10 protein-coding genes are annotated in these 17,934 nt (G+C 36.8%); 5 read left to right on the top strand and 5 right to left on the bottom strand.

Annotated features, from left to right (window positions below; all coding sequences use genetic code 11):
• Nucleotides 1-535: 535 nt before the first annotated feature.
• From FLA105534_RS09540 to FLA105534_RS09520, 5 genes are all read left to right on the top strand, one after another.
• Nucleotides 536-3,613 carry a SusC/RagA family TonB-linked outer membrane protein gene (locus FLA105534_RS09540; protein ID WP_246253205.1) on the top strand — a complete coding sequence of 1,026 codons (3,078 nt, stop codon included), beginning with the start codon at nt 536-538 and terminating at the stop codon, nt 3,611-3,613.
• Between the two features lie 87 nt (nt 3,614-3,700).
• Nucleotides 3,701-5,101 carry a RagB/SusD family nutrient uptake outer membrane protein gene (locus FLA105534_RS09535; protein WP_173965890.1) on the top strand — a complete coding sequence of 467 codons (1,401 nt, stop codon included), beginning with the start codon at nt 3,701-3,703 and terminating at the stop codon, nt 5,099-5,101.
• A gap of 105 nt (nt 5,102-5,206) precedes the next feature.
• Nucleotides 5,207-6,448 carry an amidohydrolase family protein gene (locus FLA105534_RS09530; protein ID WP_173965889.1) on the top strand — a complete coding sequence of 414 codons (1,242 nt, stop codon included), beginning with the start codon at nt 5,207-5,209 and terminating at the stop codon, nt 6,446-6,448.
• A 55-nt stretch (nt 6,449-6,503) separates the two neighbouring features.
• Nucleotides 6,504-7,535, top strand: a complete 1,032-nt coding sequence (locus tag FLA105534_RS09525; RefSeq protein ID WP_173965888.1) for a TlpA family protein disulfide reductase — start codon at nt 6,504-6,506, stop codon at nt 7,533-7,535.
• Between the two features lie 48 nt (nt 7,536-7,583).
• The gene (locus tag FLA105534_RS09520) at nt 7,584-8,207 is read left to right on the top strand and encodes a hypothetical protein (protein WP_173965887.1); all 624 of its coding nucleotides are present in this window, start codon (nt 7,584-7,586) and stop codon (nt 8,205-8,207) included.
• Nucleotides 8,208-8,355: 148 nt separating this feature from the next.
• On the opposite strand, the gene FLA105534_RS09515 is transcribed toward FLA105534_RS09520, so the two are convergent.
• From FLA105534_RS09515 to FLA105534_RS09495, 5 genes are all read right to left on the bottom strand, one after another.
• Nucleotides 8,356-9,657 carry an ATP-binding protein gene (locus tag FLA105534_RS09515; RefSeq protein ID WP_173965886.1) on the bottom strand — a complete coding sequence of 434 codons (1,302 nt, stop codon included), beginning with the start codon at nt 9,655-9,657 and terminating at the stop codon, nt 8,356-8,358.
• Entirely contained in the window at nt 9,654-10,349 is a 696-nt protein-coding gene (locus FLA105534_RS09510) for a hypothetical protein (protein ID WP_173965885.1), read from the bottom strand. The genes FLA105534_RS09515 and FLA105534_RS09510 overlap by 4 nt, the downstream gene beginning before the upstream one ends.
• On the bottom strand, nt 10,346-14,467 hold the full coding sequence (locus FLA105534_RS09505; RefSeq protein WP_173965884.1) for an eCIS core domain-containing protein: 4,122 nt from the start codon (nt 14,465-14,467) through the stop codon (nt 10,346-10,348). Before FLA105534_RS09505 ends, FLA105534_RS09510 begins: the two co-directional genes overlap by 4 nt.
• A 29-nt stretch (nt 14,468-14,496) precedes the next feature.
• Complete coding sequence (locus FLA105534_RS09500) at nt 14,497-15,600, bottom strand: hypothetical protein (RefSeq protein WP_173965883.1); 1,104 nt, start codon at nt 15,598-15,600, stop codon at nt 14,497-14,499.
• A 78-nt stretch (nt 15,601-15,678) separates the two neighbouring features.
• A complete protein-coding gene (locus tag FLA105534_RS09495; protein ID WP_173965882.1) occupies nt 15,679-17,922 on the bottom strand; it encodes an eCIS core domain-containing protein in 2,244 nt (747 codons plus the stop codon).
• Nucleotides 17,923-17,934: the final 12 nt, after the last annotated feature.

Here is a 17,934-nt window from a genome sequence, read left to right as displayed (position 1 = left end):
AAGAATGAATTTTTGACCGTTTTTGATCTTCATTATTTGATTTTGGCAGAAAGAAATAAAGTGTTTTTTTGTGAAAACAATTGGTAATTTGCTAAAACTGATTTCATTTTTTCACACTTATGTCTAAAAAAGCGCCAATTGTTACGTAGATGATACCAGTTATTACTTTTAAAGTCCATGTATGAATTATGTAGTCTACATTTGACACAATATCAAAAGAGATAAGCGCGAAACGAAATTTATATAAACTTGTCTCTCATCTGTTTTTTCTCTTTTTGAAAAGTTAGAATTGCATTTATACCCCTGAAAATACCACTTTAACGGGGAATTGAATCTCATTATTTTATCGATACATCAGGTACACAAAATGTAATTTACTTGCAGTGTTTGTCCTAAATGTATAATGGCATTCTCCATTCAAATACCACAACTTTTGTTTTTAGAAAATCACGAAAAAGAACTCTGGCAGTCTTTTCTCTCTATACGATCAATTCTTAAGGTTATGAACTCTGGCAATTTAAAAACTCTGAAAATTATGAAAAAAATGAAAGCTCATGCAGCAACTCTATTTTATTTAAAACCATCATTAAAAATTAAGCTAACCGCATTTTTTCTCATTGTTTCAATATTGAATGTACAATCTGGAAATTATGCGCAGAAGACTAAAAGTTCAAAGGAGTCTTCTCTTGACCTAATCAGTAAAAACGCAAATCAAAAGAAGATTCGTGGTGTGGTTAAAGACCATACAGGCTTGCCTTTGATTGGAGTAACAATTTTAGTAAACAATAATAAACAGGGCACAACTACTGATTTTGATGGCAAGTATGAAATCGCTGTAAACGAAGGTGATGTGGTAAGCTTTAGCTTTGTAGGTTTTACAACTAAAAAAATTAAAATTGCAGGCCAGGTTTTGCTCAATGTTACCCTTGAACCCAATACGAACCAATTGGATGAACTCGTTTTAGTGGGGTATGGAAAAATGAATCGTGATAAAATTACGGGAGCTGTAACAAAATTGGATACCAAGGTATTACAGAATACACAAAATGTATCTTTCGCCGACGCTTTAATTGGAGTCGTTCCCGGTTTATTTGTTCAGGAAAATTTTACCTCTCCGGATGCACCTCCTTCTATTTTACTAAGAGGTATTGGCTCGATAAGTTCGAGTACAGATCCTCTGATAGTTGTTGATGGAGTACAGATGCCCAGATCAGGATTAGGTGCCTTCACCTTAAATGCTGCCGACATACAAGAGATCAGTGTTCTAAAAGATGCTGCATCAACCTCTATTTATGGATCTAAAGGGACGAATGGTGTAATAATGATAACCACAAAAAGAGGAAAGAGAAACACTGGATTGCAGGTGACTTTTAATACCCGACTTGGAATTAAAACAGCAGACCAATCATTTACTAACGATTTAATGACCGGATCTCAAAAATTAGATTTTGAAGAGTCGTTGGGGGTTTATAAAACGAATCCGACATTACTTCAAAACAGAAGAGCATTGGGGAATAATGTAAATTGGGCTGATTTGCTTTTGAAGAATGAAATAAATCGTGAAGATAATATCTCTTTCTCCGGAGGTTCCGATAAAGCCAACTATTATACTTCGATAACCTATAACAAGGTCGATAATATTTTTGGAGGCGAGTACAAAAGATATACGGTAAGTACTCGACTTGATTTTGATTTGGGAAGTAAATTAAAAGTTGGATTTTCAGGAAATTTCGGAAATGTAAATGACGTAAACAAACGTACAGTCGGTTCTCCTTTTTCAAATGCATTTATGTTAAACCCATGGTTAAATTTTCTTGATGATAAGGGAAATCCGCTAAGGCTTTTGGAGATTGGCAGTGCTCCGGGCACTCCGTACAATCCATTATTTTTAAGAGATAATACAATTGTAAATTCCAATCGAAAAAATATTGGAGGAAGTGTAAATTTGACTTATACACCTTTCAAATGGTTAATTTTGAATGGCGTTTTAGGAGCTAACTATAATAGCTCAAAGGGCAGTAATTTCGAGAAAGTAATTGTAAAAGGGGGAGTACTAAGTAATTCTAGTGGCGATAATAATAATTATACAGGTACATTAACAGCAACTATAGCAAAGAAATTTCAGAAACATAGTTTTGATTTGGTATTGGGTAATGAAATTAATGAATACGAAACCAACAGTCTTAATATACTGGCTAATACTTTTAACTCGGATGCGATACAAATCGTAAGCGCAGCAAAAACGGTAACTTCAGCTACACAACAAAAATCAGTAGCGGGTTCATTGTCTTATTTCTCGCGACTAAATTATAACTTTAATAGTGCTTATAATCTGTCATTATCCTTCAGAAGAGACGGCTCTTCCCGTTTTGGGGCGGATAACAAATATGCGAATTTTTGGTCTGTAGGAACTTCATGGAATGCATATAAAGACTTATTTAAGGAGAATAAAATCGTAAGTTCTTTAAAATTGCGAGCCAGCATTGGGACTTCCGGAAATGACTTTATAGGAGATTTTGCTTCTCAATCTTTATATAATTACTCTAGCCAAATCATTTATGCAGGTGGTACCGTACCTTATCTATCAAGGGGAGAAAACCCAAATTTAACCTGGGAAAAGAATTACAATAAGAATTTCGGTATCGATTACGGACTGTTTAGCAATCGTATTTCAGGAACTGTTGACTATTATATCAGAGATACCAGAGACTTATTAAACAATAAGCCAATTCCGTTAACTTCAGGTTTTAAAGAGTTGATCTCTAATATCGGAAACTTTAGAAATGAGGGTGTTGAGATTAGTCTTCATACTGTAAATTTAAAAGGCAAAGATTTTAACTGGACCACCGATTTTAATATTGCTTTCAACAAAGGAACTGTTCTGGCCTTGTCAGACAAAAAGGATATTATCAATAATGCAGGATCTACCGTGTTCAAAGAAGGGAGCGCTATACGCTCTTTTTATATAGCAGATTGGGCTGGTGTTAATCCGGTTACAGGTTTTAATCAGTACAGAACACAGGATGGAAAGCTAGTAGATTACAATACCAATAAAACTACAACTAATGCAACTGAAATCAATAATCTCAGGCAGGTTAGCAACAAAACCGCAATGCCTAAATATTATGGAGGTTTAACCAATACGCTCAGATACAAACAACTTGATATGTCAGTCTTGATATCTTATGCTGTCGGTCATTATGTTCTGAATGAAGGAATCTATAATTTATATAACAATCCCGCTTACAATCAAAGTACTGACGTGCTTAAAGCATGGAAAAATTCTGGTGATCAGTCAAGTATAGCTGTAAGACAGGTGAATACAGCCAACCCTACAGCATTCATAGAGTCAGATTACAAAAACTCTACTCAATTTTTAGAGAATGCCAGTTATATTAAATTGAAAAATGTTGCTCTGGGATATTCACTTCACAAAAGTGTTTTAGAGAAAACAGGGATCGAAAGTTTAAGAATTTATGTTCAGGGGCAAAACCTTTTTACCAAAACGGCTGTTAGCTATATTGATCCGGAATATGCTACTGCAGCTGGAGGTATTGGACTTTCTTCATCCATTGTCAGAGCTTATTCTTTAGGTCTTAATGCTAGTTTTTAAGATACAGCAAACCACAAATTGGACATCAAATAACAACGAAGACAAAAGAGTCTTACTACGATAGATAAAAAATTAAAGAAAAACATAATGAGAGCAAATATAAAATTATTCTTCATATCAGTAATAGTTACTTTCTTTAGCAGCTGCTCTGATGATATTATAAACAAAGAACCTTTGGATCAATTGGCTCCGGAAACACTCTTTCAGACAGAAGGTGGTTTCAGAAGTGCCTTAGATGGCGTTTATGGGCTTATGAAACAAGATTTCCACGGCTATTCCTTGGGTATTTACACAATTCCGGAAGCCATTGGAGATGATCTTTTAGGTTCAACAAATTCAAAAGACTTCTCTTTTGATAACAGTTCACTTTCGATATATCCCCTGGCATATAACAGCTCGACTGGTGGTATAGAGGGATTTTGGAAAGTTTCGTATCAGGCCATCTATAACGTAAATACTATTATAAAGTATGCGAGAAAAAGTACGCTGACAAACAAAAATGCTTTTTTAGGAGAAGCACTGGGGATAAGAGCTTTATTGCATTATAATTTATACAGGTTTTATTCACCTGCTTATAACGCTGATAAAAAGGCATTGTCAGTATCTTATCGATTTGAAACAGATAAATTGTTAGACATAAAACCCAGAAACACTACAGCCGAAGTGATTCAGTTTATTCTGGCAGACTTAAAAGAAGCGGAAGCATTAGCCAATAATACGGTTAATTCCTATAGAATATCCAAAACAGCAATTTATGCATTATCCGCCCGCGTATCTCATGAAACAGCCGATTACAAAAATGCTATTGCCTACAGTAATTTAGCCTTAGCAGATACCAGATATAAATTAGACAACACGCTGGTTGCTTTGCAAAAAGAATGGGATAAGGATGATTCGGGAGAAATCATTTTTAGAATACGTTTTGAAAATTCCGAAATGGGGCAGACTGCAGCAATCTTTGCAATACCGGTTCTCTCGAGTTATCCTTATTCGGTAGCAACAGATTTAATAAATCTTTATGACAAAACGAAAGACTTTAGATTTACAGTATATTTCAAAAACCATCCTACTATTAAAGACAATTACTTTCCTAAAAAGCAAGCAGGTACAAGAACAACAAATGCCGCTGCTTTTGATCCGGGTAATATAGATATAAAACTCATCAGAGTACCTGAATTGTATCTTATACTGGCAGAATCTTATCTACAGGAAAATAACAGTGCATCAGCATTGATAAATCTCAATAAACTTAGAAATGCCCGTGGTATAGGAGATTATTCAGGGGCAGATCTGAGTAATGAAATTCTTAATGAACGAAGAAGAGAATTAGCATTTGAAGGGTTCAGATTTACAGATCTTAAAAGACTTGGGTTAGGTTTTAAAAGAGCAGACGGCAGTGGTTTATCGGCTAACGCAAATCGATTTGCTTTACCCATTCCGCAAACAGAAATAGACCGTTCCGGTATTACACAAAATCCGGGTTATTAAAAGTAGCCATTTTTAGGGTCAATATTTTCGTTAGAGAATATTGATCCTTTGAATCCTACTCCTTGCATTCTATGCATTTTTCTAATATTATAAAAGCCTTTTTACATGAAAAAAAAACTAGTCTTAATCTTTTTGTTTTCGCTATTTAACCTAATAACAGGATATTCACAAAAGAAGGAAAACTTAAAAATAACAATACTGAAGAACGGATTTATTTTTGACGATAAATTTGACTTAAAGACGGGTAGTATCATCATTAAAGGCAATCAGATTATAGATTTATTGTATACGGATAATTTTAGTGCATATCCGGAAGCAACAATAATTGACCTCACCGGAAAATATGTTATGCCTGGATTAATAGATACACACGTTCATTTGACAACAGTCCCAAATCTCAATAGAGAAAAGAGCAATAAATACATGGAGGACCAGCTTTCTAAAATGATTTATGCCGGGATAACATCAGTCAGGGATATGGCAGGGAATGCGATTGTCCTTGCCGATTATAAACGGGCAAGTATCCTGAATCAATTACCGGCTCCTTCCATTTTTTACGCAGCTCAGTTCGCGGGACCAGATTATTTTAACTTAACTCGAAAGTATACTACAGAAAAAGATACTCCATGGGAACGTACCATTACCGATACGACAAATATTAAAATGGCTATGGCAGAGGCAAAAGGAGCAGGGGTAACCGGAATAAAGCTATATTCTGATTTAAGTGCACGCATGATTAGAAAGATTGTAAAAGAAGCAAAGAAGCAGGGATTACAAAGTTGGAGTCATGCAGCAGTATTTCCTGCTACGCCAACAGATGTAGCTGCGGCTAAGGTAAATTCGATGTCGCATGCCTATGATATAGCCTATGGCTTTTCTTCAGGAAAAATGGATCACCTAAAAAAAATACCTGCTATTGATAGTATAAAAATGGACAAGTTATTACTCCTCATGAAAGCAAACAATGTGATACTGGATCCGACGAATTACTTGGCAAACAATAATAAATATTTTGACGGGATGAAAATAACTAAAAGGGCGCATGAACTTGGAGTTAAAGTGGCTACAGGAACAGATTGGCCTTATTTATTCGAAAAAGATAATGTTGTTCCATTATTCAAAGAGATAAAAATATTGACCGACAACTGTGGTTTTACCAACAGAGATGTTCTTATAAGTGCTACAAGAGTTGGAGCAGAAAGCATTGGAGTAGCGGATAGAGGCGTTATCGCTATTGGTAAACGAGCAGATCTTTATATTACCAATTCAGACCCTGTACAAAATATCGAAAATTTAAAAGATGGCTTTATGACCATTAAATCGGGGATTATTTATACGAAAGAATAATTCACCAAAACGTTTCAATAAATAATTATAAAATAAAGTTTAAAAGAAAAATCTAATGAAAAAATGGTATTATTTAGGGATCCTGACCCTCATTTTTAGTCTGCATACTTTTGCACAAAAAGAAGGAAATGACTATCTGCGTTTATCCGGAAAAATCACAGATAAAAATTCAGATTCTTTGCTTGTTTTCAAGAACAGAACCAAAATAAAAAGAATTAATGTGAACAAAGATGGCACCTTCTCTGATACTCTCAGAATAAAAGAAGGCTTTTATGGTATATTTGATGGTAAAGAACAAGGCTTCTTTTATCTTAAAAATGGTTACAACCTGAAAATTACTTTTGATACCAAACAATGGGATGAGACAATGACTTGTAAAGGTGAAGGGGCAATACCTAATAATTACCTATTTAAGAAAGCACTATATACTGAAAAGGCCACTGCGGATAAATCTATATTTAAATTAGAAAGTGCCGAATTTATGGCCAAAATAGAGGAGATTGTAGCGGGTTATCAAAAACTTCTTGAGCAGACTAAGGGGTTAGAAGCCTCTTTTATTACTCTTGAAAAAAAGGACTTTGAAGACTTTAAGAAAAGGGGTGTGGCCAAATATAACCAAAGTACGGGATTAAAAAAGCATCAGGAAGAAGTACTTCCAAAAGGAAAAATTTCACCAAAATTTTTCAATTATGAAAATTACAATGGGACTAAAACTTCTCTGGATGATTTTAAAGGTAAGTTTGTTTATATTGATCTATGGGCTACCTGGTGTGCACCGTGTAAAAAAGAAATTCCCTTTCTTAAAAAAGTTGAAAAAGAATTTCATAATCAAAACATCGTGTTTGTAAGCATTTCTACCGATCGTGTAAAAGATCATGACAAATGGAAAAAAATGGTAGCAGATCTTCAATTAACAGGTGTACAATTGTTTGCTAATGGTGATGTCTCTTTTGAGAATGCTTATGAAGTAACCGGTATTCCGAGATTCATACTAATTGATCCGCAAGGCAATATTGTTGATCCAAATGCCCCAAGACCATCAGATGAAGGATTAAAAAACTGGTTGAAAGAGGCAGGGGTTCACTAGTTAGCAGTATGCATAAAACGACACAACTATTAATATAAAGAAACAAAAATGAACTTTTATTTTGCAGAACAAATAAATTGCGACCTACAAAATCTTGACTTTGAAAAAGCCATCAATACAGCTGAAAATGAACTTAACAAAATTGCTAAAACAGAATTTCACGAGATCATTGACAAAACATTTACAAATCCTATTGACAATTTAGTAAATTGGATTAGCCGTTTTTTTAATGAAATTTCAAAGAAATTTGAAATTAAAGCTATGTACTTTGAAATGAACGAATTTGACATAAACACAAATGTTTGGTACATAGATGGAATTGCATATAAAGAAGATGGCGGACTTGATCTTGATAATATGAACTGGCTTTCGGACTGTAAAAGAGATGTAATGACAACCGAAGAATTTGTTCTGACAGGTTTTGAAAATTTTCAAAAATCATTTGAAACAATCGAAGTAAAGGAAGAAAATGACGAATGGACTGACGAAATGCAAGAAGCAAGGGATTGGTGTGAACAAATTATAATTTCAAGATTCATGGAGTTAATGACAAAAGCACACGAAACAGCGAAAAAAAGAGAATTGGATTGGGGAAATGTCCCCATTTATTTTACAGAACACGCTTATGATTTCATTGTAAAATCAGACGTTAAAAAAAATGCCAGCTGCTAACACCAGAGTTATTTTCCATTACTCGCTTTACGTAAAGTGAATTTCTAATTTATTAACTTCGTTTACGTTCGGAAGAGAATACTCGTTTCGGATTTCCGCAACGAAAAATATCTGCCTAACGTTTACCCTATAAAGAAATAGAATTCGTTTACATCATTTTACCTTCCTTCGCATATTCTTTTTTGATTCCCTGAAGAAGATGATGAAGGTTGATACTTTCGTTTTCGCTTTCCAGTGTTTTTAGACAGGCGTATTGAATGATGTTCACAATATTGGCTCCGGTAATGTCGTATTTTTTAGAAAGCTCATTAAGATTTACATCCTCAGCGATTTTAATTCCTTTGGGCAGGTTGTTCTCCCAGAGCTGTAGACGTTCGGCATAAGAAGGGACTTCAAACTCAATGATAGATTGAAATCTACGGGTAAAAGCCGTGTCGATATTGGCTTTGAAATTAGAGGCCAGAATAACCAGTCCGGGATGATTTTCGATACGCTGTAGTAAATATGAAACTTCCTGATTGGCATATTTATCATGGGCATCTCTTACATTGGTTCTTTTTCCGAAAACGGCATCGGCTTCGTCAAAAAATAGAATCCAGTCTTTATCAGCTGCTTTGTCAAAAAGGGAAGAAAGATTTTTTTCGGTTTCACCGATGTATTTCGAAATTACCATAGACAAATCGATTCGATAAACATCTCTTTGCGTATATTTCCCAAGAAGTGAGGCGGTTAGTGTCTTTCCGGTTCCGGGAGCACCATAAAACATAACTCTGAAGCCTGGTTTTATTTTGGCTTTCATGTCCCATTCATGGAGTAAAATGTCGTTAAATTTAAGCCAGGTTTCGATTTCTTTGATGTGATTTATAGTGGTAGCATTAAGTACGAGATCTTCCCAGTCCAATTCGGTTTCGATTAATTGCGCAGGGAAAATACTGCTCAGTTGAGGTTTCAGGATTTTTCCGGTTAGGAATTTTTCGATGTATTCATCCTCCAAAATTAGTAAACCACTCAGTTTGGGTTCGCCGTATGGTACAGACTCTATTTTGATGATTCCTTTCTGATAGAGGTAAGACTGATTGTGCAAGTAATTATAGAAAGAAATTCGGTTATCAAGATCATTTCCGGCTACTAAAAACTGAGCCGTTTCACCTGTCGGTAAAATGCCGCGGTGATTCTTTGATTTTACACCTCCAAATTCGGGTAATTCTCCACCGTTGGGAAGATAATTAGAAATCAAAGACGTTAAAAATTCCGGATGGATATGGGGAATTAGTGCCAAACCCAATAACAAAATTTCGACATGAGGTAATTTATTTTCAATAATAAAAGCCTCGACAAACGAGTGTTTGTCCGATTCATATTCAGGTTCGTTGCTTTTGGTTTCAGAACCAAAAAGTTTATCCATTTGAATTTCTAACTGGTATCGGAGTAATTCTTTAATGTTTTTCATATGTGTGGTATGTCAAAAGCAGATAAATCTGTTTCAATATGGTTAAAAATAAAAGGAATGAACTGTTTCATAAGTTCATATTCAGAAGCTTTTTCTCTAAATAAATAGACTAATTGCCAATTTTTGAAGCATTTGGCCTGATAGGCTAAATTTAAATACTCCTCGAGTCCGATTTTCATATCATATACCTTATCAGCATCTGTATGTATCAGCCAGATCGTATCAGAAACCTGATTGTTGGTTTTCTTAAAACAGGCGGTAACCGAACTTTGAATATCAAAAGCAAAAAAGGTATCAGTTGTTTTAAGTTTTTTTAGGGTGTATGCAAATGTTTGCTGGTCATTATACTCCTTGTCAAAGATCAAATCAGAAGCTGTTATATTGATATAACCGCTTATCAGTTCTTTTACAAAAGACCAGGAGTAATCCTTTTTGAGGTAATTTTCTATTATAAATTCATTTTTCTGAAAAGGTTCAATATTTTCAGGTGTATCAGTTAACTCCCATGCCAATTCCAATCGGGAGGTTTGATTGTAGAATTCAATAATTAAATCATCGATTTCTAGTGAAGTGTCTAATTTTTTAGGGGGTAAAGCCGCTGTCACTGGCGTTTTTATAAGAACTCCATGAGTGTAGGCATTACCAATTTCCACAATTAAGGTCCATAAGAATAATTCTTTAAAATTAATCATAGCTGTAAAATTGTTAAAGTTACTAAGTTATTGAATTTCGCGAATGCATTTTTAAAGACTGTCTGATCAGTATATTCTATTGATACAGCATCGTGGATTTGAATAATGTTTTGATACCCCGGTGCTGGTGGGCGAACCCGTACAAGTCGATCAAAGAATCCTGACAGACCTATTCCATCGGCACCACCTTCGCTAATTGCCTTTTGATTCAATGCATTGCTGGACGAACGGTTTATGGTTGTTTGGGCAACGGCTGAGGGGGGCGATTGGGTAAAACGTTTGGATTTTATAGCGGCACCTTTTTCTCTGGTTTCGACATTATACGGTCCAAAACTCATTACCACAATATCCGGAATGTCTTCAAAAACTCCTGTATTTCCATAGGAGACATCAACATTGTAATATAATATTTGGTTGTTATCCCATACAGCTTCTTTTGCAGGATCTTCAACCTGACTTTCCATATCTCTTAAATTCATATCCCTGGTGCCCGGAAATAAATTTTGAACTGTTCCGGGGCCATGTAATCTGTGATTTAAAAGATGTGCTCTTACCCATTGTCCGGCGCTTCTTTGGTTAAGCGGAATGTTCGACCATCCCATCGGATCATTGGTTGGCGTGGATCCTCTTGTATTGCCGGGAATCTTTGTCAAAGGTGCGGCTCTGAGCATATATGATCGGCCTTTGGTGTCTGTTTCAAATTCAACGTGAGAGATTGGCAATTCGATGTGATGTTCCAGTACTCCAACGATTCCCAAATCTGTTGCAATATTGGTTAGATTTGTTCGTATGTTTTCATAAGCAGCCCGAATAGGTTGGTTTCCGCCCCCTGTTTCATAAGCATTAGCAACGGCCCGTCTATAGCTGCCAATATTGGTTCCTAACACGTTTTTCTCGCTGAATAGATTTTCAATTGCTCTCGATTTGGCCGTATATTGCGGGTCAGAATCCCTGTTGTCGTGTATTTCCTGACGTTTATTGTTTAAAAGCTGATTTAAAGTCTGCTTGTCACTGTAGACATTAATTTCAACACGTTCAACAGTACCTTCAATTTTAAGGTTGTGACCTCCATCAACATTAACAGCATGTTCCAATCCAATAATTGTTGGAATTTCGGAATTTCGATCAGAATCTCCACCTTCAGCAATTGGTGCAGCTTTGACTACTATTGGTGTGCTGTGGTTGCTAATATTAGGCATTTCGGCGTTGATATTCCAGTTTTGACCGCTTCGAACGGCATTGAGGCGGGTAAAATGATTACGGTTTTTTATAATATCTAATCGGGCATGAATTTGTTGTTCATTCAATGGGCTTTGTTCTGATTCTGTTGCTAAAGCACGTAAAGCTTCCAATCCGGTTCCCCAATGTGCCAGAACTTCGGGTGTTGGTGGATTTGGCGGAGTATCTGCACCAGGTGGTGCTCCTGTTGTTCCTGCATTAGGATTTCCTGTTGAGTCTGTAACCTGAGGAGTCTCACTTCCTTCTCCTCCCGTTGTTCCTTCCTGAAATTCTGCCGGATGCTCTGCATCTGTAGACTGCGTTGGAGGGACGTGATCATTCATTAAATCGGTCATAAATTTATCTGAGTTGAAATCAACAGGAGCAAATTCAACTTCAGGTAATTCGTCAGAACCTAAAACGTAATCTACATCAGCACCAATACCAAACTCTCCGGGTAAAGGATATTCTAACTCTCCTAAAGGCCAAGTCCATTTATCATCTGGTGCAGGAGACCACCACGGACTGTCTAATTCGACAAACAAATCACCACCTAATGCTAAGAAGGGCTGTGCGGCCATTTCGGCATGTCCGTGTATGTAAAACTCTCCTTGTCTTCCAGCTTCAGGAGATGCAGTTTCTCTGTAACCTATAGTCGGTGTGGCATCAACGTATCCTCTAATTCCTGCTAATGCATTAACTCCAACACCTACTTTTATATCATGACCCAGTAATTCAACACCCAATCCTCCCTCTGCTCGGAGTCGCAGTCCTGCGAACATTGACATATTAAAAGAGGCGGAAAGACTAAAATCATTAAATACTGCAGGATCGGTAGAATAAGTTCCTACTGCTCTTATATTATAAATTTTAGCAGGACCAATTTTAGCAAGAGCTTCTAATCCAATGTTAGCAAATAAGAAAACATTTCCGACTAACGGAACTCCATACATGGTACGAACTTCGACAGTAAAGATTTCTCTTATATAATCTCGTTGAGCAAATAATTCTACTTCTGCGGGTGGTGTAATTTCTCCATGAATAGTAACGTGGCCTTCATTGTCGATAATAACCATGGCTCTGCCTGTCATCCATTCGGTAAAGCTAAAATCGACTTCGCCCCAACCTGCCATCGCTCTTGGTCCGGGTGTTGGTCCACTGTTTGCTTCAGGAATCCCATTTGCTTCTCTGGCACTTTCGTCAATTTGAGAAGGATCCAGCTGGCTTAAAGCGGCATTTCTGGCTGTTGCAGCATCTGTCACCAATAAGGTTACCTGACCACTTATTTTTTCGGTTTGATAACCTACAGTACCTCTGATGTCAAAAGTTCCATTTAAAAAAGCAGCATGGATGCTACCGTTAAAATTAGCCATATTGACAGCCAAATCAATTTCGCCGGTTATATTTCCTTCGGCATTACGTTCAATTGTAATTTGAGTTGGACTTAGATTTGGGACTTCGATACTTCCACTGGCTCTAAATGTGATTACTTCGCCTTGAATTCCAAAATCAAGAGTTGCATTTACAAATCCTCCCAATTGAACAGGAATTCCATTAGCCGTTAACGTTAGATTTCCACCTTCAATGGTGTTTTGCACGTTAGGGACGCTTGTAACATCAATTCCAATCCAGCCAAAAGTTTCGCTATTGTCTTTAATGGCATTAATAAGACCGGCTGGATTTCCAACTAACCGATCGCCTGTTTTTACCGTAATATAACCAGCTATCGCATTGTTTTCTATTTGAATGGCCAAAACCGGGGTAATATTTATACTTGTAAGCGGGCTTAAATAGTTAATATTAAGATTTATACTTTGTCTATTGTCTTTTGTATTGTAGGTACCGTCTGTATTTTTTTTCATTTTGATTGCACCTGACGCCCATTGTCCAAAAGTTACATTAACCTCAGCACCTCTGTCTCCCGCTGCCTCAATTTGAGAAGCAATTGTTTCTGGTGGTGTAAACGTTGGCGTTTGTAAAGAAATACTTTGATTGGTACCTGATACAGGGGAAGCAGTAGTTGGAGCAGTTGGTGTTTTCTGGATCATTTTAGGCTGAACTGAACTAGTGCCTTGTTGTACGGTATGTGTTAATTCGTGTGCTAAAAGATGCTTTCCGGCTGTTGAATTTGTATTGTATTTACCTTGGTTAAAATAAATGTCATTTCCGTTGGCAAAGGCCTGTGAACCCAGTTCTTTGTTCATCTGAACGGCATTTGAATCATTATGGATTCTTACATTGCTAAAGTCAGCTCCAAAACCGGATTCCATTTCCGTTTTAGTGTTTTTAGAAAGTGGAGAACCACCACCTCTGCTATTGTTTAAATTGCTTTCCAAATCAGAATCATCAGAAGGATTTGCATCGGCACCGGCACTCATTTGAAGCTCTTTTTCGTCTTCTTTGGACTGAATTTCTTCTTCCTCTTTAGTTTGAACTTCTTCTTCTGTTTTCTTTTGTTGAACAATGGGTTTTGGAACAGAAATGGTTTCAGTGGTTTTGACCGTTTCGTTTTGAGGAACTTCTATTTTATTTTGTGGAGTTTCTTCTACAGTTGCCTTTTCAGGAACAATGGTTTCCTTTTCTTCTTTTTCTGATTTTAACTGAACAACGGGAGAGATGTTTTCTGCTATTGATTTTTGGGGGGCGGCTTCCTCCTTTTTTTGTACCTCATCTAATTTATTTTGGATTATGGGTGATGGGCTGAAAAACGGTTCAGGATTATTTTTAGGAGCCTTAGCAACTATTTTGTCGGCTGCGCTGTCGGCTTCCGCTTCATACTTATCATTTGATTTACCAATGCTGAGTTTTGCCTGTAAACCAAAAAAAGGGCTGCTGCCTCGCTCATTCGTTGAGGTAGTTTGATTGGAGGAATGAGCTGTTTTTTTAGCAAGAGCACCCATAATTAAGTCATATTTTACCGTTTTAAAATTTAAAAAGAACTATTGATCTCCATCAGAATAATTTCTTTAGGTCCAACCAGGGATACCAGTAGCTTATTGTAGTTCGGAATATTGAAATAACGGCTTTGTCCAATTTTCCACCGATAAGGCAATATGTTTTTTTCATATATCTTTTCATCGATATTGTTTGTTTCTTGTGCCTTTTGATCTTTTTTACTGAATTCACCAAAGCTGTTCAAATGATAACCGAAGTAGGAATCTCCTTTTTCGAAAACAATGGGCAGAATGTAACTTTTAGAATCTTCGGGAATATCCCATTCTTTGGATATGGTATTGGTTTTTAGGTAAGTTTTTTTGTTTTCGGTGTAAGAAATAAATACCTCTCCATTATTTAAAACACCGGCAGACTGAAGTGCTATTTTTCTTTTCAAAACAGATTTCTCATACCATCTGAAAGTGGAACCTTCCAGCGTGATGTATTTGCTGCCCCAAAAGCCGGCCAGTTTTTCAAAGGGACCAAAGTTTTCTTTTGTTTTTTCATTTGTAACAGTACCTTTTGTGTCTAAAGAAACAATTTCACTTTTGGAATTATCGATACAATGGAGCGCATTTTGATAAGAAACAGTATGGATACCGCCGAACCATTCAAGGGCTTTGATTTTTGTATAATCATCTTCAATCAACCATGCATTATTGATCCCAATTACCCAAATGTCTTTGTTTTCTGAAAGGATAATTTTCATTCCTTTTAAAGGATGCTGAATTTTGACATTATCTTTTTTTACGATATACAGGAAGTCAGAGGTTAACTTCAGAAAATCCCCATTTGAAGTAACAGCCAGATCAATAACATCCGAATCGGAATGGTAGTCAAAGGAATCATTGAGGATAGAGAAAAAATGATTATCCCGTGTGCCATTTTCAGAAACATATCGACCAATTAACGCCTCTGAAGTGCCATACAATTCCATAAATTTTCTGGGAAATGCAAGTTCAGGGTTTGGGATGTCTATACGAGAATATTCGTGCCCGTTTTTACCAATTGTAGAATACTTTGATAAAGCGGGTACGGAATCTGTCGATTGTTTATAGACAATTTTAAAAGTGAGGTCGTGTTTGTTTTTGGGATTCATTTTAGAAACGTTTTGACAATTGGTAAAAACTAAAAAAAATAATAAAGATAAAGCCTTTTTCATATCGGATTGCATAATTTACCAAGGGGGATTAGAAATTTGAATTACTCCCGAAAACACGGTAATATTGACACGCTGTATAAAAAAGTCATTATTAGGCTGCGACCAGAGGCTGATAGCATGGGTTCCGTCGATTGCCATCGCAACGTGCCCCGGGTAAGGTCTGCCGGATTCGGTATAAAAAATTAACTGTCCGACCGTTGGGGTCATACCCGGATAGGTAGGCAGACCGCTGTTCCAACCTAATTGACTCCATATTAGTACATTCGGATCAGAGGCACCAAAAGCAGTATTATAAAAATTCTGAATCCATGAAGCGTTAATTTTGTTAGACAGATAAGCTGCGTACATGATACTTTCCCAGCAATTCATAGTGGCAGCAGCCGGAAGTGTTCCAGAACCTCCATTGGTCACAAAATAAGCAAAGAAATCATTGTTTTGAGGATTTCTCCAGTACATTGAGTTCAGCAGCAGATGGGAGAAAACAGCAACAGAAACAGGAGCTGTCAGTTTTGAATTGATTAAGCTTCTGATGCTTGTATCTGCCAATGCAGCTTGTCTTTCGCTGGCAGAGGCATTTAAGATTTCATTTCTAATGGCATCATAATCGGTACTGTGATTAAGAAGCCAGGTAAGTTTTGGAATGAAATCTGAACCTTCATAATTAATCCATTCTAATTGTGTTACAATGTCAAAATTGAGATCGGTCACAGCTTCGACCATGGTCGTATTATCACAAACCGCGCTAAAAAAATCTCTCCAGAGAGTCGTTTTTAAAGCGTCTTTTTGAGTTTGGTCTGTACTGGAATTTATGATCCATGGTTTTATAGTAGCATAATCGAGTTCGAATCGGGTTATGAACATTTCGGCGTTCAGCCAGGTCAATTTAGTAGCTAAATCAAACTGCAGATCGTTTAGGGCTTCAATCATAGTGATGTTGTCGCAAACGTCTACAAAGAAATTCATGCCCACATCGGTACGTACTTTTAGGGCATCTCTTTCGGTTTGATTGGTGCTGGTGCTTGTAATCCAGTGTTTTATGTCTGAATAGTTGATTGACCAACTTGCTGAAAAGATTTCCGCTTTAAGCCATACTAATTTTGTTATTAAATCAAATTGTAAATCGTCGAGAGCTTCAATCATATTGGCATTAGTACAAACGCCAACAAAAAAGTTTTTCCATGTATCGGTTTTTAAAACATCTCTTTGCGGTTGATCGGCGGCGGTTACCATTTCTTTGATTTCGCTGTACGCCATGAAAAATGTTCCAAAGGTAGCGGCGGCATTTACCCATTCCAGTTTTGTATTCAGAGGAGCTCCCAGATTATTAACTGCTCTGATCATTTCGGCAACATTTAGTGCTGCAGCCATTCGGGTTTTGTAACTGCTATTGCCTAAAACAGTTGCTTTTTCAGTATTGTTAAGTTGAGAACACATTAAAATGACTTCATCTTCAGGAACATTCCAGCTGTCCAGCATTTCGTTTAGACTGTCTAAATTGCTTGGTGGATTCTGTTTTTGAATGTTTGGTTTATTGCCTTGCTGTATCGTGTGTGTAAGTTCATGTGCTAACAGGTGTTTTCCGTCCTGAGAATCCGGATTGTATTTCCCTTCATTAAAATAAACATCATTACCATTGGCAAAAGCCTGAGAACCCAGTTCCTTGTTCATCTGAACAGCATTAGAATCATTGTGGATTCGTACTTTGCTGAAATTGGCTCCAAAACCGGATTCCATTTGGTTTTGAGTGGTATTGGCCATGGGAGAACCGCCGCCTTTACTACTTTGAAGTTTGCTTTCCAGCGATGCCGTATTTGTTGGACTTGTTTCGGTGTCGGCACTTTTTTGAATTTCCTGTTCCTCCTCTTTAGTCTGAACTTCCTCTTCTGTTTTTTTCTGCTGAGTCAGTGGTTTTGAAATCGGATTTTTTTCGACTGCTTTAGGAGTTTCAGTGGCAACAGTTTCAGTTTTGTTTTGAAGTGTTTCTTCCTGTTCCGTTTTTAATTGCGTAACAGGCGTACTTCGTTCTGCCGAAGATTTTCTTTGAACCACAGGTGAGGGGGTGAAAAAGGAATCCGATTTGGCATTTTGTTTTTGCGTAACGATTTGGTCGGCTGCTTTGTCGGCTTCAACTTCATATTTGTCATTCGATTTTCCGATACTGAGTTTGGTCTGTACGCCAAAAAAATCCTCACCCTGCCTTGAATTAAAGGCGGATGGTCCCGAAGGATTGGATTTTGATTTTTGGTTAAAAGCTCCCATGTGTCGTTAACA

The organism is Flavobacterium collinsii (genome assembly GCF_902804485.1).
Classification (GTDB): domain Bacteria; phylum Bacteroidota; class Bacteroidia; order Flavobacteriales; family Flavobacteriaceae; genus Flavobacterium; species Flavobacterium collinsii.
This window is presented reverse-complemented; position numbering and strand designations above follow the sequence as displayed.